Source organism: Micromonospora psammae (assembly GCF_036902725.1).
Classification (GTDB): Bacteria; Actinomycetota; Actinomycetes; order Mycobacteriales; family Micromonosporaceae; genus Micromonospora.
In genome coordinates, this window is the sequence record NZ_JBAKHM010000026.1 from 53713 (window position 1) to 79110 (window position 25398).

The 25398-nt window shown below is 73.2% G+C and carries 21 protein-coding genes; 10 read left to right on the forward strand and 11 right to left on the reverse strand.

From position 1 onward, the window contains the following. The first annotated feature begins 19 nt into the window (after nucleotides 1-19). The gene (locus tag V6U79_RS25040; RefSeq protein WP_334616049.1) at nucleotides 20-1537 is read left to right on the forward strand and encodes a tetratricopeptide repeat-containing protein; all 1518 of its coding nucleotides are present in this window, start codon (nucleotides 20-22) and stop codon (nucleotides 1535-1537) included. A 130-nt stretch (nucleotides 1538-1667) separates the two neighbouring features. Next, nucleotides 1668-4022, forward strand: coding sequence for a HelD family protein (locus V6U79_RS25045; protein ID WP_503629765.1), 2355 nt, complete (start codon nucleotides 1668-1670; stop codon nucleotides 4020-4022). A gap of 67 nt (nucleotides 4023-4089) precedes the next feature. Here V6U79_RS25045 and V6U79_RS25050 read toward each other — a convergent pair whose 3' ends face one another. Next, complete coding sequence (locus V6U79_RS25050; RefSeq protein ID WP_442933312.1) at nucleotides 4090-4509, reverse strand: hypothetical protein; 420 nt, start codon at nucleotides 4507-4509, stop codon at nucleotides 4090-4092. A gap of 260 nt (nucleotides 4510-4769) precedes the next feature. Here V6U79_RS25050 and V6U79_RS25055 point away from each other — a divergent pair, with 260 nt between their 5' ends. Continuing rightward, the gene (locus tag V6U79_RS25055) at nucleotides 4770-5147 is read left to right on the forward strand and encodes a hypothetical protein (RefSeq protein WP_334525125.1); all 378 of its coding nucleotides are present in this window, start codon (nucleotides 4770-4772) and stop codon (nucleotides 5145-5147) included. Between the two features lie 88 nt (nucleotides 5148-5235). On the opposite strand, the gene V6U79_RS25060 is transcribed toward V6U79_RS25055, so the two are convergent. From V6U79_RS25060 to V6U79_RS25070, 3 genes are all read right to left on the reverse strand, one after another. Further along, the gene (locus tag V6U79_RS25060; RefSeq protein WP_334616050.1) at nucleotides 5236-6165 is read right to left on the reverse strand and encodes a sporulation protein; all 930 of its coding nucleotides are present in this window, start codon (nucleotides 6163-6165) and stop codon (nucleotides 5236-5238) included. A gap of 108 nt (nucleotides 6166-6273) precedes the next feature. Beyond that, on the reverse strand, nucleotides 6274-7050 hold the full coding sequence (locus tag V6U79_RS25065) for a DeoR/GlpR family DNA-binding transcription regulator (protein ID WP_334525131.1): 777 nt from the start codon (nucleotides 7048-7050) through the stop codon (nucleotides 6274-6276). A 44-nt stretch (nucleotides 7051-7094) separates the two neighbouring features. Beyond that, nucleotides 7095-9143, reverse strand: coding sequence for a beta-galactosidase (locus V6U79_RS25070; protein WP_334616051.1), 2049 nt, complete (start codon nucleotides 9141-9143; stop codon nucleotides 7095-7097). A gap of 279 nt (nucleotides 9144-9422) precedes the next feature. On the opposite strand from V6U79_RS25070, the gene V6U79_RS25075 reads away from it, so the two are divergent. From V6U79_RS25075 to V6U79_RS25090, 4 genes are all read left to right on the forward strand, one after another. Beyond that, the gene (locus V6U79_RS25075) at nucleotides 9423-10751 is read left to right on the forward strand and encodes an ABC transporter substrate-binding protein (protein WP_334525137.1); all 1329 of its coding nucleotides are present in this window, start codon (nucleotides 9423-9425) and stop codon (nucleotides 10749-10751) included. A gap of 21 nt (nucleotides 10752-10772) precedes the next feature. Then, nucleotides 10773-11732, forward strand: a complete 960-nt coding sequence (locus tag V6U79_RS25080; RefSeq protein ID WP_334616052.1) for a carbohydrate ABC transporter permease — start codon at nucleotides 10773-10775, stop codon at nucleotides 11730-11732. Continuing rightward, complete coding sequence (locus V6U79_RS25085) at nucleotides 11729-12640, forward strand: carbohydrate ABC transporter permease (RefSeq protein ID WP_334525144.1); 912 nt, start codon at nucleotides 11729-11731, stop codon at nucleotides 12638-12640. Before V6U79_RS25080 ends, V6U79_RS25085 begins: the two co-directional genes overlap by 4 nt. A gap of 169 nt (nucleotides 12641-12809) precedes the next feature. Next, the gene (locus tag V6U79_RS25090) at nucleotides 12810-15026 is read left to right on the forward strand and encodes an alpha-galactosidase (protein ID WP_334525148.1); all 2217 of its coding nucleotides are present in this window, start codon (nucleotides 12810-12812) and stop codon (nucleotides 15024-15026) included. Nucleotides 15027-15086: 60 nt separating this feature from the next. Here the strand turns inward: V6U79_RS25090 and V6U79_RS25095 are convergent, their stop codons facing one another. Then, nucleotides 15087-16427, reverse strand: a complete 1341-nt coding sequence (locus tag V6U79_RS25095) for a cellulase family glycosylhydrolase (protein WP_334525151.1) — start codon at nucleotides 16425-16427, stop codon at nucleotides 15087-15089. A gap of 367 nt (nucleotides 16428-16794) precedes the next feature. Between V6U79_RS25095 and V6U79_RS25100 the strand changes: the two genes are divergently transcribed. Both V6U79_RS25100 and V6U79_RS25105 read left to right on the forward strand, forming a co-directional pair. After that, nucleotides 16795-17757 carry a TIGR03557 family F420-dependent LLM class oxidoreductase gene (locus V6U79_RS25100; protein WP_334525154.1) on the forward strand — a complete coding sequence of 321 codons (963 nt, stop codon included), beginning with the start codon at nucleotides 16795-16797 and terminating at the stop codon, nucleotides 17755-17757. Continuing rightward, nucleotides 17754-18590 carry an alpha/beta fold hydrolase gene (locus V6U79_RS25105; protein ID WP_334525157.1) on the forward strand — a complete coding sequence of 279 codons (837 nt, stop codon included), beginning with the start codon at nucleotides 17754-17756 and terminating at the stop codon, nucleotides 18588-18590. The genes V6U79_RS25100 and V6U79_RS25105 overlap by 4 nt, the downstream gene beginning before the upstream one ends. 170 nt (nucleotides 18591-18760) lie before the next feature. Here the strand turns inward: V6U79_RS25105 and V6U79_RS25110 are convergent, their stop codons facing one another. From V6U79_RS25110 to V6U79_RS25135, 6 genes are all read right to left on the reverse strand, one after another. Next, nucleotides 18761-19564: an endonuclease/exonuclease/phosphatase family protein gene (locus V6U79_RS25110; RefSeq protein ID WP_334525160.1), complete on the reverse strand. Its 804-nt coding sequence runs from the start codon at nucleotides 19562-19564 to the stop codon at nucleotides 18761-18763. A 1-nt stretch (nucleotide 19565) separates the two neighbouring features. Next, nucleotides 19566-21056 carry a phosphatase PAP2 family protein gene (locus V6U79_RS25115; RefSeq protein ID WP_334525163.1) on the reverse strand — a complete coding sequence of 497 codons (1491 nt, stop codon included), beginning with the start codon at nucleotides 21054-21056 and terminating at the stop codon, nucleotides 19566-19568. A gap of 78 nt (nucleotides 21057-21134) precedes the next feature. After that, a complete protein-coding gene (locus tag V6U79_RS25120; protein ID WP_334525166.1) occupies nucleotides 21135-22136 on the reverse strand; it encodes a YihY/virulence factor BrkB family protein in 1002 nt (333 codons plus the stop codon). Continuing rightward, entirely contained in the window at nucleotides 22129-23136 is a 1008-nt protein-coding gene (locus tag V6U79_RS25125) for a diacylglycerol/lipid kinase family protein (protein ID WP_442933313.1), read from the reverse strand. Before V6U79_RS25125 ends, V6U79_RS25120 begins: the two co-directional genes overlap by 8 nt. Nucleotides 23137-23461: 325 nt before the next feature. Continuing rightward, nucleotides 23462-24040: a Clp protease N-terminal domain-containing protein gene (locus tag V6U79_RS25130; RefSeq protein ID WP_334525172.1), complete on the reverse strand. Its 579-nt coding sequence runs from the start codon at nucleotides 24038-24040 to the stop codon at nucleotides 23462-23464. Continuing rightward, entirely contained in the window at nucleotides 24040-24276 is a 237-nt protein-coding gene (locus V6U79_RS25135) for an HTH domain-containing protein (RefSeq protein ID WP_334525174.1), read from the reverse strand. The genes V6U79_RS25130 and V6U79_RS25135 overlap by 1 nt, the downstream gene beginning before the upstream one ends. A gap of 81 nt (nucleotides 24277-24357) precedes the next feature. On the opposite strand from V6U79_RS25135, the gene V6U79_RS25140 reads away from it, so the two are divergent. Beyond that, nucleotides 24358-25140, forward strand: a complete 783-nt coding sequence (locus V6U79_RS25140; protein ID WP_334525177.1) for a PP2C family protein-serine/threonine phosphatase — start codon at nucleotides 24358-24360, stop codon at nucleotides 25138-25140. The last annotated feature ends 258 nt before the right edge of the window (nucleotides 25141-25398 follow it).

The following is a 25398-nucleotide window of genomic DNA, read 5'->3' on the forward strand; positions in this document are numbered from 1 at the left end:
CGGGTGAGCACGATGGGGCGTGTCCTCCGGCTTCGGTGAACTGACTGTCCAGGCGCACCACCTGGTGTCCACGGGCGACCTGGCCGGCGCCCAGCGGCTGCTCTCCGACGCGCTGACCGACGCCGACCCCCGCCCGGACCACGCCTCGCCCGAGCTGGCCGACGCCGCCGGGCTCCAGGCGCGGGTGCTGGTGGCGCTCGGCGAGCCGCACTCCGCACGCGGCTGGGCGGCCTTCGCGTACTCGGCGGCGAGCCGGCTCCACGGCCGCTCCGACGAGCGGACCATCTCGGCGGCGGCCACCCTCGCGGCGGTGCTGCACCGGGTCGGCAGCGACGCGCGCGCGGCCCGGCTCTACTCCGAGGTGATCCTGGAGCTGACCGCCCGGGACGGCCCGGAGTCACTGCGGGTGCTCGCCGCGCACGCCGATCTGGCCACCGTGGAGTACGCCCGCGGCCAGTGCGGGCAGGCCCGGGAACGCCTCCAGGACGCCTGGGAGCTGCACCGGGAGGTCTACGGCGACGGGCATCCCAGCGGCATCAAGATGCTGGCCCGGCTCGGGGCCATGCAGCGCGACTGCGGCCGCTTCGCCGAGGGGCACGACAACCTCGCGCTCGCCCGCGAGCTCGCGGCGGCGTACCTGACCCCCGAGGACCCGCTGGCCCGTCAGGTCGCCGCGCTGGCCCGGGCCGCCGCCGATCCGGACCACGTGTGCCCCGACGAGGAGCCTCCGGTGCCGGAGGCGCCGGTGGTGCCGGCCGCCCGGACCCCGCCGCGGTCGGAGGGGCCGCCCGACCCGCCGGTCTGGCCGGTGACCCCGCCCGACGAGACGTACCCGCCGACGGTGCCCGGGCAGCGGCTCCCCCCGGACGACGGCGCGTACCCGGACGACCCGCGGGAGGGCTGGCGGCCGCCCGAGCCAACCCCGGACGCCGACCGACCGCCGCACGACCCGGTCCCCCCGTCCGTGGTCGGGCTGGCCGGCGGGTACGCCGAGGAGGCCGACGGGGTGCGCCGGGTGGATCCCGGCCCGGACCGGTCCCGCCTGCTGCCGGTGGTGGTGCCCGGGCGCCACGCGCCGCCGCCGCGCCGGCTCCGGGCCACGCCGGCGGTGGTCGCCGGGGTGGCCGTGGTGCTGCTGGGCACCGCCGCGGTGGTGGCCGGGGTGTCCCAGGTGGACGGCGACGACGACGGTCCCGCCGCGCAGCCGCCGACCTCCGCCACGGCCTCGACCCCGCCGGCCTCCCCCACGGTGGCTGCGGCCCCGCCGGGGACCGCGCCGGGCGCGGTCAAGCTGCGGGACCGCCGGGACAACATCGCGCTGGACTGGACGTACCCGGCGGGCGCCGAGGGGCCGGTGGTCATCTCCGGTGGCCGGGCCGGCCAGGATCCGCGCGCCTTCCGGGAGTTGCCGGCCGGGACGACCAGCTTCGTGGTCTACGGGCTGGACCGCGCCACCGACTACTGCTTCACCGTGGCCGTGGTCTGGAACACCGACACCGTGGCCAAGGCCCGCGAGGTCTGCACCCGCCGCGGCTGAGGGCCGCCGGCGCCGAGGGTCCGCCAACGCGCGGCGCGGCGGGGCCGTGGCGTGGGAGTGTGACGTGGTCGCGGGGCTTGGTGCGGTGGCCCGGCGCACGGTATCTTTCTCAGTTCAGACACAAAAAGGAATGGCTGATCGCAGCCATTCCTGGCGCAATAATAATCGACAAGGAGACGGCTTGTCAACGCAATCCGGCGGTTCCGGGGAGCTGGGGCAGCACGAGGACGAGATCGGTCGTGAGCAGGAGTACGTCTCCATGCTCTACGACCGGCTGGACGGCATGCGCGAGCAGGCCGCCCGACGGCTCGCCGAGGAGCTGCGCACCACCGGCGGCACGTTGCAGGCCCGGTCCCAGCGCGACAGCTCCGTACGGATGTACGCCGACCAGGTCGAGCAGTTCTCCGCGGTGGAGAACGGCCTGGCCTTCGGCCGCCTCGACGACGCCGACGGCGCCCGGCACTACATCGGCCGGATCGGGATCTTCGAGACCAGCGGCGACTACGACCCGCTGCTGATGGACTGGCGGGCCCCCGCCGCCCGGGCGTTCTACCTCGCCACCGCCGCCAACCCGCAGGGCGTACGCCGGCGCCGGCACCTGCGCACCCGGCAGCGCAAGGTCACCGGGCTCAACGACGAGATGCTCGACATCGCCGCCGCCTCCCCCACCGCCCACGAGGAGCTGACCGGCGAGGCGTCGCTGCTCGCCGCGCTCAACGCCGGGCGGACCGGGCGGATGCGCGACATCGTGGAGACCATCCAGGCCGAGCAGGACCGGATCATCCGCGCCGACCTGCCGGGCGTCATGGTGGTGCAGGGCGGCCCGGGCACCGGCAAGACCGCGGTGGCGCTGCACCGGGCGGCGTACCTGCTCTACACCCACCGCCAGCAGCTCTCCACCCGCGGCGTCCTGCTGGTCGGGCCGAACGCGACGTTCCTGCGCTACATCTCCCAGGTGCTCCCGGCGCTGGCCGAGACGGGCGTGCTGCTGCGTACCCCCGGCGACCTCTTCCCCGGGGTGAGCGCGCGGCGGGCCGAGCCGGCCGAGGCCGCGGCGCTCAAGGGGCGGGCGGTGCTGGCCGAGGTGCTCGCCGCCGCCGTCCGCGACCGGCAGTGGGTGCCCGACGAGGCGCTGGAGATCGAACTGCCGCAGCAGGAGATCCTCCGGCTGGAGCCGGAGACCGTCCGGGAGGCCCGCGACCGGGTCCGCCGCGCCGACCGGCCGCACAACCTGGCCCGGGCGCTCTTCGACGTCGAGATCGTGCACGCGCTCGCCGGCCAGGTCGCCGAGCGGATCGGAGCCGACCCGCTGGGCGGGGAGAACCTGCTGGACGAGGCGGACCTCGCCGAGATCCGCCGCGAGCTGCGGGAGGAGCCCGAGGTCCGGGCCGCGCTCGACCGGCTCTGGCCGGTGCTCACCCCGCAGCGGCTGCTGGCCGACCTGTACGCCTCCACCGACCGGATCGCCGCCGCCGCGCCGATGCTCACCGAGGCCGAGCGGGCGCTGCTGCACCGCGAGCCGGGCGGCGGCTGGACGCCGGCCGACGTGCCGCTGCTCGACGAGGCCGCCGAGCTGCTCGGCGAGGACGAGCGGGCCGCCGCCGCCCGCCGCGAACGCATCCGCTCCTTCCAGCGCGAGTACGCCGAGGGCGTGCTGGAGATCGCCCGCGGTTCCCGCTCGATCGACGTGGAGGACGAGGCGGACGGCGGCGAGATCCTCGGCGTCACCGACCTGATCGACGCCGACCGGCTGCTGGAACGGCAGGAGGAGGCCGACCGGCTGACCACCGCCCAGCGGGCCGCCGCCGACCGGAGCTGGGCGTTCGGGCACGTCATCGTCGACGAGGCGCAGGAGCTGTCCCCGATGGCCTGGCGGCTGCTGATGCGGCGCTGCCCGAGCCGCTCGATGACCATCGTCGGGGACGTGGCGCAGACCGGCGCGCTCTCCGGCACCCCGTCCTGGGGTGAGGCGCTGGAGCCGTACGTGGCGCGGCGCTGGCGGTTGGAGGAGCTGACCGTGAGCTACCGCACCCCGGCGGAGATCATGGCGGTCGCCGCCGACGTGCTCGCCGAGATCGATCCGGCGCTCCGCCCGCCGCGCTCGGTACGCGCCAGCGGCGTGCCGCCGTGGGACCGTACGGTCGCCGCCGGGCGGCTCGCCGGGGAGCTGGTCGAGGCGACGACGCGGGAGGCCGCCGGGCTGGCCGACGGCCGGCTCGGGGTGATCGTCCCGGCCGGCCGGATCGACGAGCTGGCCGGCGCGGTGCTCGCCGCGCTGCCCGAGGCGGCCGTCGGCGAGCAGCCCGAACTGGAGAACCGGGTGGTGGTGCTCACCGTCGGCCAGGCCAAGGGCCTGGAGTTCGACTCGGTGCTGGTGGTCGACCCCGACGGCATCGTCGCGGAGTCCCCGCGCGGGCGCAGCGACCTCTACGTCGCCCTCACCCGCGCCACCCAGCGCCTGGGCATCCTCCGCCCCACCCGCTGACCCCTCCGACACGGGAAGTGGTGGCCTCCTCCGGAGGCCACCACTTCCGCCGTCATCGCCGCGCGGGTCAGCCCGGATTCGCCTTGTCGTTGGTGAAGTTGCCGACCTGGCTGCCGCTGGCGGACTTGTCGCTGGTGGAGCCGCCGGCCGGGGTGCTCAGGCCGCTGGTGGTGGCGTCACCGGTGGTGGTCGGGGCCACGTCGGGGTGCCGGTCCGGCTGTCTGGCCACCCGTCGCACGCTCGCCGGGCCGGCGGTGCCACCGGTCGTGGTGACCGCACCCTGCCCCCGGGTCGGGCCGCCGTCGCGCAGCACCTCCGCGGCGATCGGCGAGTCGGCCGGGTCGTCCGGGTCCAGCTCCTGGATCACCCGCAGCGGGTCGGTCTGCGGCACGGTCACCTCGTCCAGGGCGCCCTCGCCGTACACGCCGGCGGTGAGCCGGTCCTCGGCCTTGCGGGTGGACTGTCGCATCGGATCGTTCTCAGGCACGTTCATCACCTCGCAGAACTGGCGGTAATCCACTGCCTGCCCGCTGAGCCGACGGACAAACCGGCTGCGCCGACGTACCCCGCCGGTGGCACCGCGCCCGCGGCGCCCGGCGGCGATCCGGCCGGGATCCGGTGTTAGCTGCTCGGAGCCGCCGGGTAACCCCGTCGTGCCCCCGCCACAGCAGGCGAACCGTGCCGTGGCCGATACGCGGTGACGGGGCGAGGGAGTGCAGGTACTCATCAAATCCTGAGGAGGACCAGATGAGCACGCAGGCTGCATCCACCAGGCCGATCAACCGGCCGATGCAGGACGCCTCCAACCGGACGGCCGTCAACGAGACCACCCGTCCGATGCCGGCGATGCACGACGGGCATCGCGATCAGCCGATGCAGGCGCCGGGTACGGAGACCAAGCCGTCGTTCGCGACGACCGAATTCTGGGTCTACGTCGCCGGTGTGATCGGTATCCTCGCCGCGTCGTACCTGGTCGGTAAGAACTCCGTCGGGGTGGACATCTTCCGCGCCCCGCAGGCCTGGTTCTTCATCACGCTGCTGACCATCGGTTACATGGCCAGCCGCGGTCTGGCCAAGGCCGGGAGCAACTTCCGCAGCGGTGACGAGCGCAAGGCCCGCCACTGACCGTACGAGATCGGTTCCTGAGCACATCGGCCCCCGGGACAGGTGTCCCGGGGGCCGACGTCGTCAGCGGGTCACTCTCGTCAGCGGGTCACTCGAAGTCGCCACCGAAGTCGCCCTCGAAGGCGTCCTCGATCAGCTCACCGGCGACCATCCCGCCGGCCACGCCGAGGGCCGCGCCGGCGACCATCCCGCCCATGCCGTGGCCGCGGCCGTGGTGGCCGTGGCCGGCGGCGCGCAGGCCGCCGTAACGGGAGGTGGTCTCGCGCAGCCAGCCGTCGACGACCTGCGCCCAGTCGACCCGGTCGGCGTCGGCGTGCGAGACGGAGTAACGGCCGAAGGCGTCGTGTCCGGGGCTGAGGAAGCCGCCGCGCTTGTCGCACTCCAGGATCACCTCGATGCCGTGCGGGCTGGTCACGAAGGTCAGCTCGACCTCGGTGGCGCTCTGCGCGTACTGCGGCGCGGCGAAGAACTCGATCTCCTGGTAGAACGGCAGCGTCTGCTGGGTGCCGCGGATGTGGCCGCGCTCCAGGTCGGCGTGCTTGAACCGGAAGCCGAGCCGCTGGAACGCCTCCAGGATCCGCTCGTGCACCGGCAGCGGGTGGATGTTGACCTGGTCGAGGTCGCTCTTGTCGACGGCGCGGGCGATCGCCAGCTCGGTGCGCAGCCCCATCGTCATGCCGTGCAGGCGCTGGCCGTAGACGTCGGTGATCGGTGTCTCCCACGGCACCGCGAGCTGGAACGGGATGGCGAGCTGCTGCTTCGGCGCCAGCTGGAGCGGGCCGCTGACCGCCATCCGCTGGAACTCCATGATGCCGGCGTACTCGGTGTCCCCGCCCTCGATCTCGACCCGGGTGACCAGCCCCACGGTCACCTGCTCGATGTTGGCGGGGGCGTCCCCGCCGAGCAGGTTGACCTGGCCGTCGAGGGTCAGGCCGGGCCGGGTGTTGGGGTTGGCGAGCACCGTGTCGACGCTGGGCCCGCCCACGCCGAACGCGCTCAGCATCTTCTTGAACACCATCACAACTCCCGCTTCACCGACAGCGCTCCACCATGGAGCGCGCACTGCGCTACGCACGGACCCTAGCCGGTACCGCTGTGAGCCGCCTGGGAGGTCCTGCTCCGGCGCTCAGCCCACGTCGACGACGATCAGCTCGCCGACCTGCTCGCCGATCTGCCGGCGTCCGTCCGGCGGCAGCTTCGCGTCGGTGATCAGCACGTCCGCCTCCTCCAGCGGGGCGATGGTGGCGATGCCGATCGTCTCCCACTTGGTGTGGTCGGCCAGCACCACCAGGCGCCGGGCCGCCCCGATCAGCCGTCGGTTGACCGCCGCCTCCAGCAGGTTCGGAGTGGTGAAGCCGGTGCGCGGGCTCATCCCGTGCACCCCGAGGAAGAGCAGGTCGACGTTGAGGGCGGCGATCGCCGCCTCGGCCACCGGCCCGGTCAGCGCGTCCGACGGGGTACGGATGCCGCCGGTCAGCACGACGGTCTGGTCGGCTCGCGGGTTCTGGTAGAGCGCGTCGGCGACCGGGATCGAGTTGGTCACCACGGTCAGCCCCCGCACGTCGGCCAGGAGCGTGGCCAGCGCGGCGGTGGTGGTGCCGGCGGAGAGCGCGACCGCCATGCCCGGCTCGACCATCGCCGCCGCCCGGTCGGCGATGGCCCGCTTCTCCCCCCGCTGGCGGATCGACTTGGCGGCGAACCCGGGCTCCTCGGCGGAGCCGGGCCCGGCGAGGGTCGCCCCGCCGTGCACCTTGTCGACCAGCCCCCGTTCGGCGAGCACCTCCAGGTCCCGGCGGATGGTCATGTCGGAGACCCCGAACCGGCTGACCAGGTGGCTGACCCGCACGCCGCCGCGCTGCCGGATCAGCTCCAGGATGGCGCTCTGCCGTTGCTGGGCCAGCATCAGACCTCCTGCTCCACGGGACGGACGGGCAAACGGTACGCAGGTCAGGCCGGGGCCGGGGGGTCCGACGCGTCGACCGGCCGCGGTGCCACGGCGCCGCCTTCCTCGCGTACCACCGCCACCTCACCGGCCGGGACGACCAGGTCGCCGGCGCAGTGTGCCCCGCCGAGCAGCTCGACGCCGGTCACGTCGAGCCGGACCTCGGCGTCGGTGTGGTTGAGCACGAAGAGCCAGGACCGCTCGCCGGCGCGGCGGCGAACCACCTCCACGCCGCTCGGGGCCTCCACCGGTGGGCGCACGCCGGCCTCGGCGATCAGCCGGGCGACCAGCCGGCCGGTGGCCGCCTCGTCCAGCCGGGCGCCGACGTACCAGGCGGCGCCGTCGCCGACCCGGTGCCGGGTCAGGGCGGGCACGCCGGGCAGCGGCCCGTCGGCGTACGACGCGAGCACCTCGGCGCCCTCCGGGTGCAGCCACTCGGTCCAGACGTCGGCGGTGGCGCCGTCGTCGAGGCGCACCGTCTCGCCGGCGCGCAGCGGGAAGAACTCCTCGGTACGGATGCCGAGCAGCTCGCGGAACGCGCCCGGGTAGCCGCCGAGGCGGACGTGGTCGTGTTCGTCCACGATGCCGCTGAAGTACGTGACCAGGGCGGTGCCGCCGCCCTCGACGTACCGGCGCAGGGCCTCGGCGTCGGCGTCGCGGACCAGGTAGAGCGTGGGCGCCAGGACCAGCTTGTACGCGGAGAGGTCGGCCGAGGGGTGCACCACGTCGGTGGTGACGCCGGCCCGCCAGAGCGCCCGGTACAGCGCCTCGATCCGGTCGAGGTAGGTGACGTCGACGCTGGGGTGGGAGTCCAGCTCCACGCCCCACCAGGCGTCCCAGTCGAACAGGACGGCCACCTCGGCCTCGACCCGGCTGCCGCGCACCTCGGCGAGGGCCTTCAGGTCGGCGCCGAGCCGGCAGACCTCCTGGAACACCTTGGTGTCGGTGCCGGCGTGCGGGACGAGCGCGGAGTGGAACTTCTCGGCGCCGGCCCGGGAGGCGCGCCACTGGAAGAAGAGCACCCCGTCGGCGCCCCGGGCCACGTGGGCGAGGCTGTTGCGGCGCAGCTGGCCGGGGGCCTTGGCGACGTTGCGCGGCTGCCAGTTGACCGCGCTGGTGGAGTGCTCCATCAGCAGCCAGGGGTCGCCACCGGCGACGCCGCGGGTGTGGTCGGCGGCGAGCGCCAGCCCGAGGTGTGAGTGGGGGTCGGCGGCGGTCAGGTAGTGGTCGTTGGAGACCACGTCCACGTCGGGCGCCCAGGAGTGGTAGTCCAGGTACTTGATCCCGGTGCCGATCATGAAGTTCGTGGTGACCGGCTGCCGGACCAGCCGCTTCAGCACCGCCCGCTCGGCGCGCAGCTGGGCGCGCTGCTCGTCGGAGGAGAAGCGCAGGAAGTCCAGCTGCTGGGTGGGGTTGGCGAAGGTCGGCGCGGTGCGCGGCGGGTTGATCTCGGCCCAGTCACCGTAGCGCTGGCTCCAGAAGGTGGTGCCCCAGGCGTCGTTGAGCCGGTCCAGGTCGCCGTAGCGCTCGCGCAGCCAGCCACGGAACGCCTCGGCGCTGACGTCGCAGTAGCAGTGCACGTTGTGGCAGCCCAGCTCGTTGGAGACGTGCCACATCACCACGGCCGGGTGGTCGGCGTACCGGCCGGCGACCGCCTCGACCAGGGCGAGCGAGCGCTCCCGGAAGATCGGCGAGCTGGGGCAGTACGCCTGGCGTCCGCCGGGCCAGAGCACGGTGCCGTCGGCGGTGCGGGGCAGGGTCTCCGGGTGCCGGTGGGCCAGCCACGGCGGCGGGCTGGCGGTGGCGGTGGCGAGGTCGACCCGGATTCCGCCGTCGTGCAGGACGTCCAGGGCCCGGTCCAGCCAGCCGAACTCCCACCGGCCGGGGGACGGTTCGAGCAGCGCCCAGGAGAAGATCCCGACGGAGACCAGGTCGACGCCAGCGCGGCGCATCAGCGCCACGTCTTCGGCCCAGACCTCTTCGGGCCACTGCTCCGGGTTGTAGTCGGCGCCGTAGAAGATCCCGTCGCCCTGCCACGTGAGGTCCTGTCGCATGCCGGAGAGCGTGCCCCGCCTGATCGAACAAGTCAACACTTTCCAACACCGGCAGAATTTCCAACGTTTACCTCCGGAATCCGTTGCCAACACTGCGATATCGATCCGGAGCTGCCCTCTTGACAGCGACGCAGGGAGGGGTAGCTTCAAGCGCCACCGGCAGTTCGTGTTTGCCAATGTTGGTTCTCGGTGGATCTTTGTTGGCATTCCCGGAGGTCGGACCCCGCCACCACTGACGGCCCTTGGGCGCAGCGCACCTCTTCTTCCGCAGGAGGCACCATGTCCCGTCCCCGTACCGAAGCCGAGTACCTGGCCCGGCTCGTACCGCCCTCCGTCGCCGGCGTCGGACGGCGCTCGCTGCTCGCCGGCACGGCCGGCGCGGGCGCGCTGCTCGGCACCGGACTGCTCGCCGGATGCGGCTCCGACTCCGGCTCCGGGTCGGAGAGCAAGTCGGTCTCGGTCGGCTCGAACCAGTCGGACCCGAAGCCCAAGGACGTCATCGCCAAGGTGATGGCCGGGTTCCAGACCTCCTCCGGCATCCAGCCCGCGGTGAACACCGTCGACCACAACACCTTCCAGGAGAACATCAACAACTACCTGCAGGGCAAGCCGGACGACGTGTTCATGTGGTTCGCCGGCTACCGGATGCGCTTCTTCGCCGCCAAGGGCCTGGCCAGCGACGTCAGCGACGTGTGGGGCAAGCTCTCCGGCTACTCCGACGCGTTCAAGAAGGCGTCCACCGGCGACGACGGCAAGCAGTACTTCGTGCCGGCGTCGTACTACCCGTGGGCGGTCTTCTACCGCAAGTCCGTCTGGCAGCAGCGCGGTTACCAGGTGCCGAAGACCCTCGACGACCTGAACGCCCTCGGCGCGCAGATGAAGAAGGACGGGCTCAACCCCATCGCGTTCGCCGACAAGGACGGCTGGCCGGCGATGGGCACCTTCGACATCCTCAACCTGCGGATCAACGGCTACCAGTTCCACGTCGACCTGATGGCCGGCAAGGAGGCCTGGACCTCCGACAAGGTCAAGAAGGTCTTCGACACCTGGGCCGGCCTGCTGCCGCTGCACCAGCCGGACGCCCTCGGCCGTACCTGGCAGGAGGCCGCCCAGTCGCTGCAGCAGAAGAAGAGCGGCATGTACCTGCTCGGTCTCTTCGTCGCCCAGCAGTTCAGCAACGACGAGCAGAGCGACCTGGACTTCTTCACCTTCCCGGAGATCGACTCGACGATCGGGGCGAAGGCCCTCGACGCGCCGATCGACGGCTACATGATGGCCCGCAAGCCGAAGTCCGAGGCGAACGCCAAGAAGCTGCTGGAGTACGTCGGCTCCAAGGACGCCGCCAACATCACCGTGAAGAACGACCCGAGCACCCTGGTCGCCAACACCGGCGCCGACACCAGCGGCTACACGGCGTTGCAGAAGAAGGCCGCGGAGCTGGTCGGCTCGGCCACCGAGATCGCCCAGTTCCTCGACCGCGACACCCGGCCGGACTTCGCCTCCACGGTGATCATCCCGGCGCTCCAGCAGTTCATCAAGGACCCGAAGGACGTCGCCGGGCTGCTGACCAGCATCGAGAACCAGAAGAAGTCGATCTTCACAAGCTGACGGCGAGAGGGGGAGGACGTCGTGTCCGACCTGCCGCTGATCCAAGCGGATCCCGCCGTGCCGTCGCCGGCCGCGACCACCACCACCAAGGGTGGTCGCGGCCGCCGGCTACGGCTCCTGTCCACCACCGACCGCGTGATCATCACGCTGATGGTGCTCGTACCACTGCTGCTCGTCGTCGGCCTGGTCTGGCTGCCGGCGCTGGCGACCGTGGCGCTCTCCGGCACCGACTGGGACGGCATCGGCCCGGTCAGCGAGATCGAGTGGGTCGGTGCCCGCAACTACTCCGACGTGATCAACATCTACCCGCCGTTCACCCCGGCCGTGCAGAACAACCTGCTCTGGCTGGCGGCGCTCTTCGTGGTCGCCACCCCGATCGGCATGTTCCTCGCCGTCCTGCTCGACAAGGAGATTCGCGGCAGCCGGTTCTACCAGACGGCGCTCTACCTGCCGGTGGTGCTGTCGCTGGCGCTGATCGGCTTCGTCTGGCAGCTGATCTACTCCCGCGACCAGGGGCTGCTCAACGCCGTCCTCGGCACCGACACCGACTGGTACGGCGACCCGAACGTCAACATCTGGGCGGTCATGTTCGCCGCCGGCTGGCGACACGTCGGCTACATCATGCTGCTCTACCTGGCCGGCCTGAAGGGCGTCGACCCGTCGCTGCGGGAGGCCGCCGCGGTCGACGGCGCCTCGGAGACCAGCACCTTCTTCCGGGTGGTCTTCCCGGTGATGCGGCCCATCAACATCATCGTGCTGGTGGTGACGGTGATCGAGTCGCTGCGGGCGTTCGACCTGGTCTGGGTCATCAACAAGGGCCGCAACGGCCTCGAACTGATCTCCGCCCTGGTCACCCAGAACGTGGTGGGCGAGGCGAGCCGGATCGGCTTCGGCTCCGCGCTGGCGACCATCATGCTGATCGTCTCGCTGGTCTTCATCACCATCTACCTGACCACCGTGATGAGGGAGGACCGGCGATGAGCACCGCGACCCTGACCCGTGAGCCGGCGGCCACCACGCCGGCCCCGCGGCGCGCGCCGCTGCGGCCCGCCCGGGTGGCCCTGCACCTTTTCCTGGGGGCGATGGCCGTCGGCTGGCTCTTCCCGATCTTCTGGGCGGTGCTGACCTCGCTGCGGTCCTACGACTACACCGCCGCCAACGGCTACGTCTCGCTCGGCGGCTGGACCTTCGACAACTACGTCACCGCCTGGCAGACCGCCGAGTTCGGCAAGCACTTCGTCAACTCGGCCTACATCACCGTTCCGGCGGTGCTGCTGACGCTCTTCCTGGCCTCCTGCGTGGCGTTCGTCATCGCCCGGTTCAGCTGGAAGACCAACATCATCCTGCTCGGTCTGTTCACGGCGGCGAACCTGCTGCCGCAGCAGGCGCTGCTGATCCCGCTGTTCCGGCTCTTCACCCAGGTTCCGCTGCCGGCCTTCATGAGCGACTCGGAGCTGCTCTACGACAGCTACTGGGGGCTGATCCTGGTCAACGTGGCCTTCCAGTGCGGCTTCTGCGTCTTCGTGCTGAGCAACTACATGAAGGCCCTCCCCCGCGACCTGTACGAGGCGGCGATGGTCGACGGGGCGAGCGTGTGGCGGCAGTACTGGCAGGTGACCATGCCGCTGTGCCGGCCGGCCCTGGCGGCGCTGGCGACCCTCGAGGTCACCTGGATCTACAACGAGTTCTTCTGGGCCACCGTGCTGATGCGCACCGGCGACAAGTTCCCGGTGACCAGCTCGCTGAACAACCTGCGCGGCGAGTTCTTCACCGACAACAACCTCGTCTCGGCCGGCTCGGTGCTGGTGGCGATCCCCACCCTGGTGATCTTCTTCCTGCTCCAGAAGCAGTTCGTCCGGGGCCTGACCCTGGGTGCCTCGAAGGGCTGACGTCGGGGCCGGGCGTCCGACTCCCGGCCCCACCGGACATCCAGAACAGCGACGTGCCTGCCGGTCATGACCATGGCCGACAGGCATGTCGCTCATCGCGATCCGGCCGCCCGGTTCCGTCGCCGAGGGTGACGGAACCCGGCGTGCCCTCACGGAAAGATGAGCGGCCATGACGAATCCGAGCGTCATCCACCTGCGCCGGGCGCGGACCAGCCTGGTGCTCGACGCACGCGGTCCCGGCCTGCCCCGGGTCGTGCACTGGGGCGCCGACCTCGGCCCACTCCCCGCCGACGAGCTGCCCGCGCTGGTCGACGCGACCATCCCGCCGGTCGTGCCGAGCAGCTTCGACGCGCCGACCGTGCTGTCCCTGCTGCCCGAGGCGAGCGCCGGCTGGAGCGGTCGCCCCGGCCTGGCCGGCCACCGCGCCGGCCGGGACTGGTCCACCGCCTTCCGGCTCGACAGCGTGGACGTGTCCGACGGCGGCCCGGAACCGGGCCGCCCGGCCCTCGGCGGCGACGCGGTGGTCGTATCCGGGGAGGACGGTGCGCACGGCGGGCCGGGCGCGGCGCGGGTGACCGTGCGGGCGACGGACCCGGCCGCCGGTCTCGCGCTGACCACCGAACTCGTCCTCGACGCGACCGGCCTGCTGACGCTGCGGCACCGGCTGCGCAACGACGGCGCGGCCCCCTACGAGGTGCGGGAGCTGACGCCGGTGCTGCCGGTGCCGGCGGTCGCCACCGAACTGCTCGACCTGACCGGCCGCTGGTGCCGGGAACGCGCGCCGCAGCGGCACCCGTGGCCGATGGGCGCCTGGGTCCGCGAGGGTCGGCACGGCCGCACCGGACACGACGCCACCCTGCTGCTGGTCGCCGGCACCCCCGGCTTCGGTTTCGGCCACGGCGAGGTGTGGGCGGTGCACACCGCCTGGAGCGGCGACCACGTCACCGTCGCCGAGCGTCGCCCCACCGGGGAGTCCACCCTGGGCGGTGGCGAGCTGCTCACCCCGGGCGAGATCCTGCTCGGCCCCGGCGAGGAGTACGCCTCCCCCCTGCTCTACGCCGTGCACTCGACCGTCGGCCTGGACGGGCTCAGCGACGTGCTGCACACCCACCTGCGGGCCCGACCGGAGCATCCGCGCTGGGCCCGACCGGTGACGCTGAACGTCTGGGAGGCGGTCTACTTCGACCACGACCTGGACCGGCTGAAGAGCCTGGCCAACCGGGCCGCCGAGGTGGGGGTCGAACGGTTCGTCCTCGACGACGGCTGGTTCCGGGGCCGCCGGCACGACCGGGCCGGCCTCGGCGACTGGCACGTCGACACCGACGTCTGGCCGGACGGGCTGCAACCGCTGATCGACCACGTACGCGGGCACGGCATGCAGTTCGGGCTCTGGGTCGAGCCGGAGATGGTCAACCCCGACTCCGACCTGTTCCGCGCCCACCCGGACTGGGTGCTCGCCGCACCCGGCCGGCTGCCTCCCGAGTGGCGGCACCAGCAGGTGCTCGACCTGGCCCGCCCGGCGGCCTACGACCACCTGCTGTCCCGGCTCGACGCGCTGCTGACCGAGCACGACGGCATCGCGTACCTCAAGTGGGACCACAACCGGGACCTCACCGAGGCCGGCCACGCCGGACGGCCCGGGGTGCACGCGCAGACCGTCGCGGTCTACCGGCTCCTGGACGAACTGCGCCGCCGGCACCCGGACGTGGAGATCGAGAGCTGCTCCTCCGGGGGCGCGCGGGTCGACCTGGAGATCCTGCGCCGCACCGACCGGGTCTGGGCCAGCGACTGCAACGACGCCCTGGAACGCCTGGCCATCCAGCGCTGGACCGGGCTGCTGCTCCCGCCGGAACTCGTCGGCACGCACATCGGACCGGAGCGCTCGCACACCACCCACCGGGTGCACGACCTGGGCTTCCGGGCGGTGACCGCGCTCTTCGGCCACCACGGCATCGAATGGGACATCGGGTCGATCACCCCGGCCGAACGCGCCGAGCTGGCCGCCTGGGTGGCACTGCACAAGCGGCTGCGCCCGCTGCTGCACACCGGGCGGGTGGTCCGGGTCGACCACCCCGACCCGGCCGTCCAGGCGCACGGCGTGGTCGCCCACGACGGTTCCCGGGCCGTGTACGCGGTGTCCCGGCTGGGCACCTCCGCCGCGCAGATCCCCGGGCCGGTCCGGCTGCCCGGGCTGGACCCGCGGCGGCGGTACGCGGTACGGCCGGCGGCGGGCGTGCCGGAGCCGGCGGTGCTGCAGATGACCGAGCCGGGCTGGCTGCCGAAGGGGGCCACGCTGAGCGGGGCGGTGCTCGCGACGGTGGGGCTGCAACTGCCGGCCCTGCACCCGGAGCAGGCGCTGCTGCTGGAGGTCACCGCGGTCGACTGAGATTCGACCGGGAGAGGTGGCCGGGTCCGCGCGGACCCGGCCACCGGTGCCCGAGCGAACTCAGCTCGCGGTGCAGCTCACCGCCGGCGCGGCGTTGCCGCCGTTCCAGCTGGCGATGAAGCCGAAGGTGGTGCTGGCGCCGGCCGCGAGCCGGCCGTTGTAGTCGACGTTGCGGGCGGTGTACGTCGCCCCGCTGCCGGTGAGCGCGGCGTTCCAGGACTGGTTGACGCTCTGGCCGTTGGCGAAGGTCCACCGGGTCGTCCAGCCGGTGATCGCCGTGTTCCCGGCGGTCACCCTGACCTCACCCTGGAAGCCGCCCTGCCACGAGTTGACGATGGTGTACGCGGCGGTGCAGCCGGCGCTCGGCGGCGGGGTGGTCGGCGGGGGCGAGGTGGGCGGCGTGGTCGGAGTGGTGCCGGAGTAGACCGACGCCTCCTTCGCGGTCGCCCGGATCCCGTTGGCGCCGTTGAAGAGCCGCTGCCCCCAGCTGGTCAACCGCGCCGGGTCGAAGCCGGTGGCCATGTCGAGGTACTCCACGCCGCCGCCGTTGCCGCTCCACGACCAGCCGAGCCAGCCGATCCCGTTGGCCTGGCTGTACGACAGGATGGTGTCCTCGTCCGGGTTGCCGTCGGAGTGGTTGAAGCCGAACTCGCCGACCACGATGGGCAGCCCGGCGCTGCGGAACCGGCCCAGGTAGTCGGTGATCTCGGCGGCGGTGTCGAAGACGCCGTACATGTGGATCGAGAAGACGGTGTTGCGCGCCGGGTCGGCGTTGAACACCGTGGCGGCGTTGTTCCGCATGGTGAACGACCAGTCCTGGCCCCAGTTCGGGGCGTCGACCATGATGGTGTGGGCGATCCCGCCGGCGCGCAGTCGCTTGATCGCGTTCGCGGTGTCCGTGGTCCAGGAGGCGTAGTTCTGGTTGCCGTACGGCTCGTTGCCGATGTTGACGATGACGTACCTCTCCTGGCCGTTGAGCGCACCGGCGATGCTGAGCCAGTAGTCGACGGCCCGGTCCAGGGTGACCGCGGCGCCCTCCTCGCCGTAGCCGGTGGTGTCGTGCACCTCCAGCACGCAGATCAACCGGTTGGCCTTGCAGAGGGAGATGACGTTGCCGACGTCGGCGGCGCTGTTCCTCGTCCAGCGGTCGCCGCTGGAGAGCACCACCCGGACGGTGTTGGCGCCCAACGCCTTGATGTCGGCGAAGGAACGGGTCTGCTGGGGGTACCAGGTGTGGGCGTGGTTGACGCCGCGCATGACGAACTCGGCGCCTCCTGCGTCGTAGAGCCGGCCGTTGGCGACCGAGAACCCGGCCGCGGCGTGGGCCGGGTGGACGAAGGTGAAGACGGCGGCGAGGACGGTGAGCAGGGCGACGCCGGCGACGGTGAGTCGCTTTTCCATGGCTTTCCTCGGGAAGGTCGACCCCGTGCCCTTGGCGGGGTGGCGGTTGGGTGGTGACGGTGGCGCACGGCTGCAGCCCGACAGCCGTCGCCCGGTACTCCCTGACAGCGCGGACATCAGCGTAGGCCGATGCGATTCGGAAAGCAACCGGTTAAGTTGACAGCCCGCTCGACGTCGTCAGCCGGTGGCGGCGACTCGCCCATTACCCCACCCGCAGACGGTGAACCGGTTAAGCCGGGCCGGTGCACCCGACCCCGGGCTCCGTCCAGGGCGCACCGGCCGGCGCCCGGAGAAACGGACAGCGGGGGTTGGCCGGCGTCGACCGGGGTATCCGGTGACGATCCGTCGGGCGGAAGGAGCAACCAGGATGGTCACCGTCGGCTACACCCTGATGTGCGAGCAGGCCGGTCCGAAGCAACTGGTCGACTACGCGGTGCGGGCGGAGGCCGCCGGCTTCGACCAGCTGGTGATGTCCGACCACTACTACCCGTGGCTCGACACCCAGGGCCACTCCCCCTACGCCTGGTCGGTGCTCGGCGCGGTCGCCCACGCCACCCAGCGGGCCGAGCTGATGTCCTTCGTGACCTGCCCGATCCTCCGCTACCACCCGGCCGTGGTGGCGCAGAAGGCCAGCACCGTCGGGGCGCTCTCCGACGGCCGGTTCACCCTCGGCCTCGGCGCCGGGGAGAACCTCAACGAGCACGTGGTCGGCGGCTGGCCGCACGTGCAGCAGCGGCACGAGATGTTCGAGGAGGCGCTCCAGATCATTCGGCCGCTGCTCAACGGCGAGACCCTGACCTTCTCCGGCAACCACTTCGACGTGCCCGAGGCGTACCTGTGGGACCGGCCCGACCGGCCCGTCCCGATGGCCGTCGCGGCCTCCGGGCCGTCCTCGGCCGCGCTCGCCGCCGAGTACGCCGACGGCCTGGTCGCCACCGAGCCGGACCCCCGGATCATCCAGCTCTACGACGACGCGGGCGGCGCCGGCCAGCCCCGCTTCGGCCAGGTCGCGATCTGCTACGGCCCCGACGAGGCCGAGTGCCGCAAGATCGTGCACGACCAGTTCCGCTGGTTCGGCATGGGCTGGAAGGTCAACGCCGACCTGCCCGGCCCGGAGGCGTTCGCCGCCGCCACCCAGTACGTCCGCGAGGAGGACGTCGCCCAGGGCATCAGCTGCGGCCCCGACGTGGACCGGCACGTCGAGGCGTTCAAGCAGTTCGTCGACGCCGGCTTCACCCACGTGGCGATCGTGCAGGTGGGCGGCGAGACCCAGCCGATGTTCCTGGACTGGGCGCAGGAGCAGCTGCTACCCCGGCTCCGTGAGCTGTGACCGGCAGGCTCTCCGCGCCGGGGCGGTTCGGCCCGACCGAGCTGCGCCTGGCGCTCGCCGCGCCCCGACCGGCCGCCGGGCTGACCAGCGAGTGGCGGCTGGTGAACGGAGTGCGTACGCACACCCGGCGCGGCGGCGACCCCACCCGGGACGCCGCCCCGGTGGTGCTGGTGCACGGACTCGCCGTCTCGCACCGCTACCTCACCCCGCTGGCCGTCGCGCTGGCCCCGACCCATCCGGTGTACGTGCCCGACCTGCCCGGCTTCGGCCTCAGCGCGCATCCCGACCGGGCCTACGACGTACGGGAGCACGCCGCACACCTGGCCGCCTGGCTGGCCGCGTACCGGCTGCCGCCGGTCTGCCTGCTCGGCCACTCGTTCGGCGCCGAGGTGGCCGCCGCGCTCGCCGCCCACCACCCCGAGGCGGTACGCGCCCTGGTGCTGGCCGGGCCGACCAGCGACCCGGCGGCCCGCACCCGCCGGGGACAGTTCGGCCGCTGGCTGGTCGACACCCTGCGGGAGGCGCCGTTGCAGGCGCCGATCCTGGCCCGGGACGTCGCCGACGCCCGCCCCTGGCGGGTCTACGCCACGCTGTCGCACTCGGTGCGCAACGCCATCGAGGCCGACCTCGTCCGGGTGGCCGCGCCCACCCTGGTGCTCACCGGCGACCGGGACCCGGTCGTCCCCCGATCGTGGCGGGACCGGGCCGCCCGGCTCGTCCCGCACGCCCGCGCGGCCACCGTGCCGGGGGCCGCGCACAACGTCGTCACCACCGCCCCCGAGCAGGTGGCCGGCGCGATCCGCACCCTGCTCGCCCCGACCCTGACAAGGTGAACCATGCGCATCGGCAACACGGAGATCCGTCCACTCGGCGGGGGCCTCGGCTGCCTCCTGATGATCCTCTTCTCGGTGCTCGCCTCGGTCGTGCTGACCGTCCTGCTCAACCTGATCCTCTGAGCTGACCCCCGCCGCCGCCGCCGCTCCCTCGTCCGGGACGGCGGCGGTCAGGCCGGGTCGAGAGCGAACTCGGCGACGACCGGGTAGTGGTCGGAGGCGTACTCGGTCTCCCCGCCGCGCAGCACCCGGCAGTCCCGCACCCGGGCGGCCAACGGGGACGTGGCGAAGAGGTAGTCCAGCCGCATTCCGGAGAACTCCGCCCCGCCGCCGTGCCGGGTCGGCGCCGTCACGCCCTCCTCGGCGGCGCCGGGCCGGGCGCCGAGGTCGACCAGGCCGGCGGCGAGCAGCCGGGCCACCGCCCGGGTCTCCACGGTGCGCCCGTCGCGGCGCAGGTGCCGCCGCCGGTACGCCACCGGCAGCCGGGCCACCCGCTCGGCGTGCTCGCCGCCCGGGTCGAGGGTGTTCAGGTCGCCGGCGAGCAGCGCCAGCTCGCCCGACGCCCGGCGCACCGCCGCGGCCAGCCAACCGGCCTCCACCCGCCGCCGCAACCCCGAGTACGGGTCGAGGTGCGCGCTGAGCACCGTCGCCGGGCCGGCGTCGCTGGCCAGCACCACCCGCTGCGCGGCGTGGTGGAAGGGGCGGCGCAGCGGGGCCGCGGCCACGGCCCGCCACGGCGGCCGGACCAGCACCGCCACCGGCTGACCGAAGCAGGACCGGGCCAGGTGGGGACGCATCCCCACCCGGCCCGCGAAGTCGGCCAGCACCCCGCCGTCGTCGAAGCCACGCAGCTCCTGCACCGCCAGCACGTCCGGCCGCTGCCCGGTGACCACCCGGACCACCCGGTCCAGCCGGCCCGGACCGTCGTGGTCCCGCCCGCCGGTCCGGATGTTCCAGGTCATCACCCGCAGCACGTCAGTCCACCCGGGCGGCCTTGGCCAGCTCGTCGTCCAGCTCGTGGAGCTGCTCCGACTCGATGGCCGGCGTGTTGCCCTCCGCGACGTCGGCGTTGGGGCGGACCACCCAGTAGAGCAGCCCGATCCAGAGCGCGCTCAGCAGGATCGCGCCCATGAAGTCGGTCGGATGGTGCATGCCCCGGTACATCCGGGAGATCGCCACGCCGACCGGCATGATCACCGCCAGGGTCACGAAGAGCCAGCGCCACCACCGGTCGGTGCGCGGCAGGACGACCAGCGTGATCGCCGCCCAGACGCAGATGGTGGCGGCGATGTGGCCGGACGGGAAGGAGGAGGTCGGCATCGGCCCGTCGAGGTTGCCCACCGGCGGGCGCGGGCGGTCCACCGCCGCGGCGGCGGCCAGGAAGAGGCTCAGCTCACCGAACATGGCCAGCGCCACGAAGAGCACCGGGCGCCAGCGGCGCCAGATCGCCAGCACCAGCGGGCAGAAGACCAGCGAGATGAGCAGGATGGCGTGGGTGTCACCGGCCTTGCTCCACCAGTAGCTGACGTCGTCCCGGCCCGGGGTGCGGTGCTCGGCGAACCACCGCGGCACGTCGGTGTCGAGGGTCGCGAAGAAGGTCCCGCCGGCGTGGTAGCTGACGAAGATGCCGAAGCCGTATAGCGCGCCGAGGACCAGCACCCAGCCGACCAGCAGCTCGAAGACCGCGGCCCGGGGGTGCGGCAGCAGGTGCGCCTCGTCGGGGGCCGGCGCCACCTCGTGCGCGGCCTCCGGCTCCAGCCCCTCGGTCAGCGTCGGCAGCCGCCGGCCGCGCTCCAGCCGCCACAGCCGGAAGGCGTACGCGGTGACGCCGAGCCAGGCGGCGCCGAGCAGCCAGGCCCCCAGCACGTCGGAGACGAAGTGCACGCCGAGCGCGACCCGGGTCAGGCCGATGAGGAACACGACGGTGGCGACCAGGGCGATGGCGGGCTTGCGCCAGCGCGGCGCCATGGCCGGCAGGAAGACCAGCAGCAGTGCGCCGTACGCGACGAAGGAGCCCAACGCGTGCCCGCTGGGGAAGCTGTTCCCCGAGTAGGCGCCGATCGGCACCTCCACCTCGGGGCGGAGCCGGTCGACCAGCGTCTTCAGCGCCGGGTCGAGGATCAGCGCGCCGACACCGGTGACGATCAGGAAGACCGCCAGCCGGCTCTGGCGACGGATCAGCAGGCCGAGCACGGCCACCGAGACCAGCCAGATGATCACCGCCCGGCCGCCGAGGTCGGTGAGCGCGGTCAGCACGGTCACCAGCGGCCCGTGCGGCGCGACCAGGTCGTTGAGCCCGGCGGCCACGCCGTGGTCGACGTCGTAGAGCGGGGACCACCGGACCCGGACCAGGACCAGCAGCAGACCGAACCCGACCCCGGTGCAGAGCACGAGCGCCAGGCCGGCCAGCGTCCGCTCGGTGAAATGACCCAGGGGTCGTGCCAAGACGTCCTTCACCGCGCTCACGGCAGCCTCCCTATCTCCTGGCGACGCGCAGTACCCGATCGGCGCTTCGCGTACACCCGCAGGGCGGCAAGGCGGGGGTCAGAGCGAGGTCATCTCCCCGGTGTCGAGCAGCGGCTCCCGCTCACTCTCCGGCTCCCACAGGTCCGGCTGGGCCGGCTCGTGCACGCCGATCCGCATCGCCTCCAACTGGGCGGCGAAGGAGAGCCCGCCGAAGAGCGCCATGCCGGTGAGGTTGGCCCAGAGCAGCAGGGCCATCATCCCGGTGAGCGCGCCGTAGGTCTGCCCGAACCCGTCGCTGAACCGCACGTACGCGGCCAGCAGCAGGCTGGCCAGCCACCAGAGCGCGGTCGCGATGCCGCCGCCGAAGAAGAGCCAGGACAGTCCGGGCTGGTTGCGCCGGGGCGCGCGCCGGAAGATCACCGAGACGGCGACCACGGTCAGCGCGAGGCTCAGCGGCCACCGCACCACGGCCCAGACGCCGCCGGCGAAATCACCCCACTCGTAGTGCCGTTGCACCGAGGCGCCGATCGCCCCGCCACCGACCAGGATCAGGAACCCGGCCAGCGCCGGCACGCCGGCGGTGACCGCGAGGACGGCGGCCCGGACGTACTTGGCCAGGGCCGGGCGGTCCCGCTCCACGCCGTAGATCCGGTTCGCGCCCCGTTCGATCTGCGCCATGGTGGTGGTCAGCGCGACCAGGCCGGTGAGCAGACCGAGGGTCAGCGCCAGTTCGCCCGCTTCCTCGGTGCGCTCGCCGTCGCTGAGAAGTTCCCGGACCATCTGCTCGCTCTGCCCGGGGGTGAGCGCCAGCACGGTGTCGGCGACCACCTGGCCGCCCTCCTCCACCCCGAGCTCGGTGATCAGACCGGTCAGCGCGATCATGAACGGGACCACGGCGAGGCAGAGCTGCAACGCGAAGGCCCGGGAGTGGCTGAACCCGTCGCCGTAGCGGAACCGGATGAAGGCGTCCCGCAGCAGCGACCAGCCGCCCTGGCGACGCAGGGTGTGCCAGGCGTCGTCGGCGGAGAGCTCGTCGGAGGACATCAACCGGGTCTCCGGCACGAGCCTGGTGCTACTCACGGCGCGCCTCCTCGATCAACTGCTCGCCGCGCTCCGCCGCCGCGTCGGCGTCCATCGCCAGGTCGGGGTGGCCCTCCGGCCGCGGCACGCAGAGCCAGAGCGCCTCGGGCCGGACCTCCGCCGTCAGCGTCCGCCCGGGCTCGATCAGGTCGCCGTCGAGCTGGCGGGGCTGCGCCCGGTTGCTGGTGATCTCGACCCGGCGGCCCCGGAGGACCTCCATCCGCGGCACGCTGCCACGCCGGCGGACCAGCGCCCAGCCCATGGCCAGCCAGTGCCGCAGCGTACGAGGGGTGAGCACGGCCACGTCGAGCCAGCCGTCGTCCGGCTCGGCGTCGGTGAGCAGCCGGACGCCGCCCTGGAGCCGGCCCACGTTGGCGACCAGCACCGAGCGGGCCCGGCGGCGCAGCGGCGGCCGGTCGTCGATCCGGATCGAGACCCGCATCGGCCGGTCCCGCAGGTGCTTCGCGGCTCCCATGATGTACGCCGGCCAGCCGATCCGCGCCTTGGTGGTCTCGGAGGTGTCCTGGAGCATCTGGGCGTCGAAGCCCATCCCGGCCATCACCGCGAAGTACCGGTCGTCGACCGCGCCGACGTCGAGCCGGCGCAGCCCGCGCTCGACGGCGACCTCCAGCCCGGCGGCCAGGTCGGTGGAGAGGCCGAGGTTGGCGGCGAGCAGGTTACCGGTGCCCTGGGGCAGCACGGCCAGGGCGGCGTCGGTGCCGACCAGCCCGCTGACACAGGCCATCACCGTGCCGTCGCCGCCGCAGGCGAAGACCACCTGCGCGCCGGCCCGCACGGCCGCCTCGGTCTGGCCCCGGCCCGGGTCGGCGACGGTGGTCTCGTACCACGTCGGCTCGGGCCAGCCGGCCGCGCCGAGGGCGTCGTTCACCGTACGCCGGAAGTCATCGAGATCGGTCACCTTGGCGGGGTTGACCACCACCGCCGAGCGCGGCGCGACATCGTCAGCGGTCACCGGGCGCCTGTCCTGTCCACCATCCACGGCGCAAGTGTGCAGCAACACCCGTCGGTCAGCGAGCCCACACGGCCCGACGTCGCGTGTGCCGCAAACAGGTTTCAGCGGCGCCGCCACTGATCGACCCGTTCGCCCCGGGCCGCCCGATCCGCGACGTCGGTCACCCGGCGGACCCAGTCGACCCGCGGCGCCTCGGTCACCGCCTCGTCCCCGCCGGGCCGGGGCCGGCCGGTCGCCGCCTTCCAGGTGACCGACCGGACCCCGGTGGACCGCTCGCGGTACGACTCCAGCCGGTCCCGCCACTGCGCCGCCGTCCGGCGTGGGACCGCTCGCCGTCGTCGCCGGGTACCGGTCAGGCCGCCGTCCGCGACGCGACCTCGACGCGGCGGCGCAGGTCGTCCAGATCGACCCCCACCTCGGCGAGGACCAGCGCGCCGAGTCCGCCGCCCTCGCGCAGCAGCCCGAGCAGGATGTGCTCGGTGCCGATGTGGCGGTGGCGAAGCCGCAGCGCCTCGCGCAGGGACAGCTCCAGCGCCTTCTTCGAGCGGGGCGAGAAGGGGCCGCCGACGTACCGTTTCAGGCCCCAGCGTCGGCGGGGCGCCGGCACCGCCGCCCGCAGCGCGTCCGGACCGAACGACTCCTCGATCCGGGCCACGATCGCGGCCAGGTCGATGCCGATCTCCCGCAGCGCGGCGGCGTCCGCCGCACCGAGGCCGGCGCCGTCGTCGGCGGTGTGCCGGGCGATGCGGGCACGTAGGTCGCCGACGCTCACGCCGGCGTCGGTGAGCACCCGGGCGGCCAGCGCGTCGGGGTCGGCGAGCAGGGCCAGCAACAGGTGCTCGGTGTCGACCGGGCGCTGCCCCTCGGCCCGGGCCTCCTCGATTGCCCGTCTGACGACCGTGCGGGCCCGGTCGGTGAACCGTTCGAACATCACGCCTCCCAGTTGCCGCGGACCGCCGGTCGCCCGGCGTGCTTCTTGTGGACCGCCTGCCGGCTCACCTCGAGCGCGTCGGCGATCTCCTGCCAGGACCAGCCCTGCCGTCGGGCGTTGTCCACCTGGACCACCTCCAGCCGTTCGAGGAGCCGGCGCAGGGCGAGCACCGCCCGCAGCCCGATCTTCGGATCGGTGCTGCCGGCTGCCGCCGCGAGTTCCGTCGCCTGACTCATGCTGTCAACGTACGTTGACAACGCCACGTTGTCAACCCCGGTTGACACATCTCCGGCCGGCTGCGGTGTTAGCGTCGGCCGGTGCGCCGCCGCCCCTCCCCCGACCGCCCCACCGCGCTGCGACACCGGGTCGGCGCGGTCGAGCTGGAGATCGCCGCCGGCAGCGTGGTCGGTCACCGCTATCCGGCGAACTTCGACGTGCTGCACGTGGACGCGGCGCTGCCGTTCGTCGCGGTCGCCGACGGGATGGGCGCCGGGGAGGGCAGCCGGGTCGCCGGCAGCACGGCGATGACCACCCTGGTCGAGGGGGTCCACGCCAGCTGGCCGGGGACGGGGCCACGGCAGTTGCGGGCCGCGGTCGCCGAGACCCAGTCCCGGGTACGCGCCGCCGGCGCGCGACTGGCCGAGCTGACCGGCTGCACACTGACCGCGCTGCTCGCCGAGCCCGACGGCGAGCAGGCCTGGATCGTCCAGCTCGGCGACTCCCGCGCCTACCGGCTGCGCGACGGCCTCCTGGAGCTGATGACCGTCGACCACACCGCCGCCTGGCTGGGCCTGCTGCACGGCTGGTACGCGGCGGACTCCTCCGAGGCGGCCCGGGCCCGCTACCAGCTCCTGCGCTACGTGGGCCACCCCGACGCGCCCACCGCCGACCTGCTCGCCGTCCCGCTGCGCCCCGGTGACACCTGGCTGCTCTGCACCGACGGGGTCAGCGACCAGCTCGACTACCACCCGCTGCGCGACCATCTGGCCGGACCGGACCCGACCCGGGCGGTCCGCGACCTGCTCGCCGCCACCCTGGCCGCCGGCGGCGACGACAACGCCACCGCGGCGGTGCTCCGGGTCCACCCGGCCACCCACTGAGCCCCCAACCACCCACGCGGGCCCACTTCCCCGCAGGCCCGTCCACCCCCGGGCCACACCACCACCGCCACCCGTCACCCGTCACAGACGTCGGGCGACTCCGCGAGTGGAACGCCATTGCTGTCAAACGCCCGGCATGACGTACCTGAGGTTCCGCTCGTGGGTCCGGGCCGCCTGCCAGCACGCGTGCCGCACCCAGGTTCGGCGCGGTGGCCGCCGAGTCGCTCGGCGCGGGGGCGGAACCGGCCGGGCCGTACC

Bases quoted from the DNA above. Each gene is read 5' to 3' on its own strand.
- V6U79_RS25045 (WP_503629765.1), top strand. From the start codon at position 1,668: ATGGCTGATCGCAGCCATTCCTGGCGCAATAATAATCGACAAGGAGAC.
- V6U79_RS25055 (WP_334525125.1), top strand. From the start codon at position 4,770: ATGAGCACGCAGGCTGCATCCACCAGGCCGATCAACCGGCCGATGCAG.
- V6U79_RS25060 (WP_334616050.1), bottom strand. From the start codon at position 6,165: ATGGTGTTCAAGAAGATGCTGAGCGCGTTCGGCGTGGGCGGGCCCAGC.
- V6U79_RS25065 (WP_334525131.1), bottom strand. From the start codon at position 7,050: ATGCTGGCCCAGCAACGGCAGAGCGCCATCCTGGAGCTGATCCGGCAG.
- V6U79_RS25070 (WP_334616051.1), bottom strand. From the start codon at position 9,143: ATGCGACAGGACCTCACGTGGCAGGGCGACGGGATCTTCTACGGCGCC.
- V6U79_RS25075 (WP_334525137.1), top strand. From the start codon at position 9,423: ATGTCCCGTCCCCGTACCGAAGCCGAGTACCTGGCCCGGCTCGTACCG.
- V6U79_RS25085 (WP_334525144.1), top strand. From the start codon at position 11,729: ATGAGCACCGCGACCCTGACCCGTGAGCCGGCGGCCACCACGCCGGCC.
- V6U79_RS25090 (WP_334525148.1), top strand. From the start codon at position 12,810: ATGACGAATCCGAGCGTCATCCACCTGCGCCGGGCGCGGACCAGCCTG.
- V6U79_RS25095 (WP_334525151.1), bottom strand. From the start codon at position 16,427: ATGGAAAAGCGACTCACCGTCGCCGGCGTCGCCCTGCTCACCGTCCTC.
- V6U79_RS25100 (WP_334525154.1), top strand. From the start codon at position 16,795: ATGGTCACCGTCGGCTACACCCTGATGTGCGAGCAGGCCGGTCCGAAG.
- V6U79_RS25130 (WP_334525172.1), bottom strand. From the start codon at position 24,040: ATGTTCGAACGGTTCACCGACCGGGCCCGCACGGTCGTCAGACGGGCA.
- V6U79_RS25135 (WP_334525174.1), bottom strand. From the start codon at position 24,276: ATGAGTCAGGCGACGGAACTCGCGGCGGCAGCCGGCAGCACCGATCCG.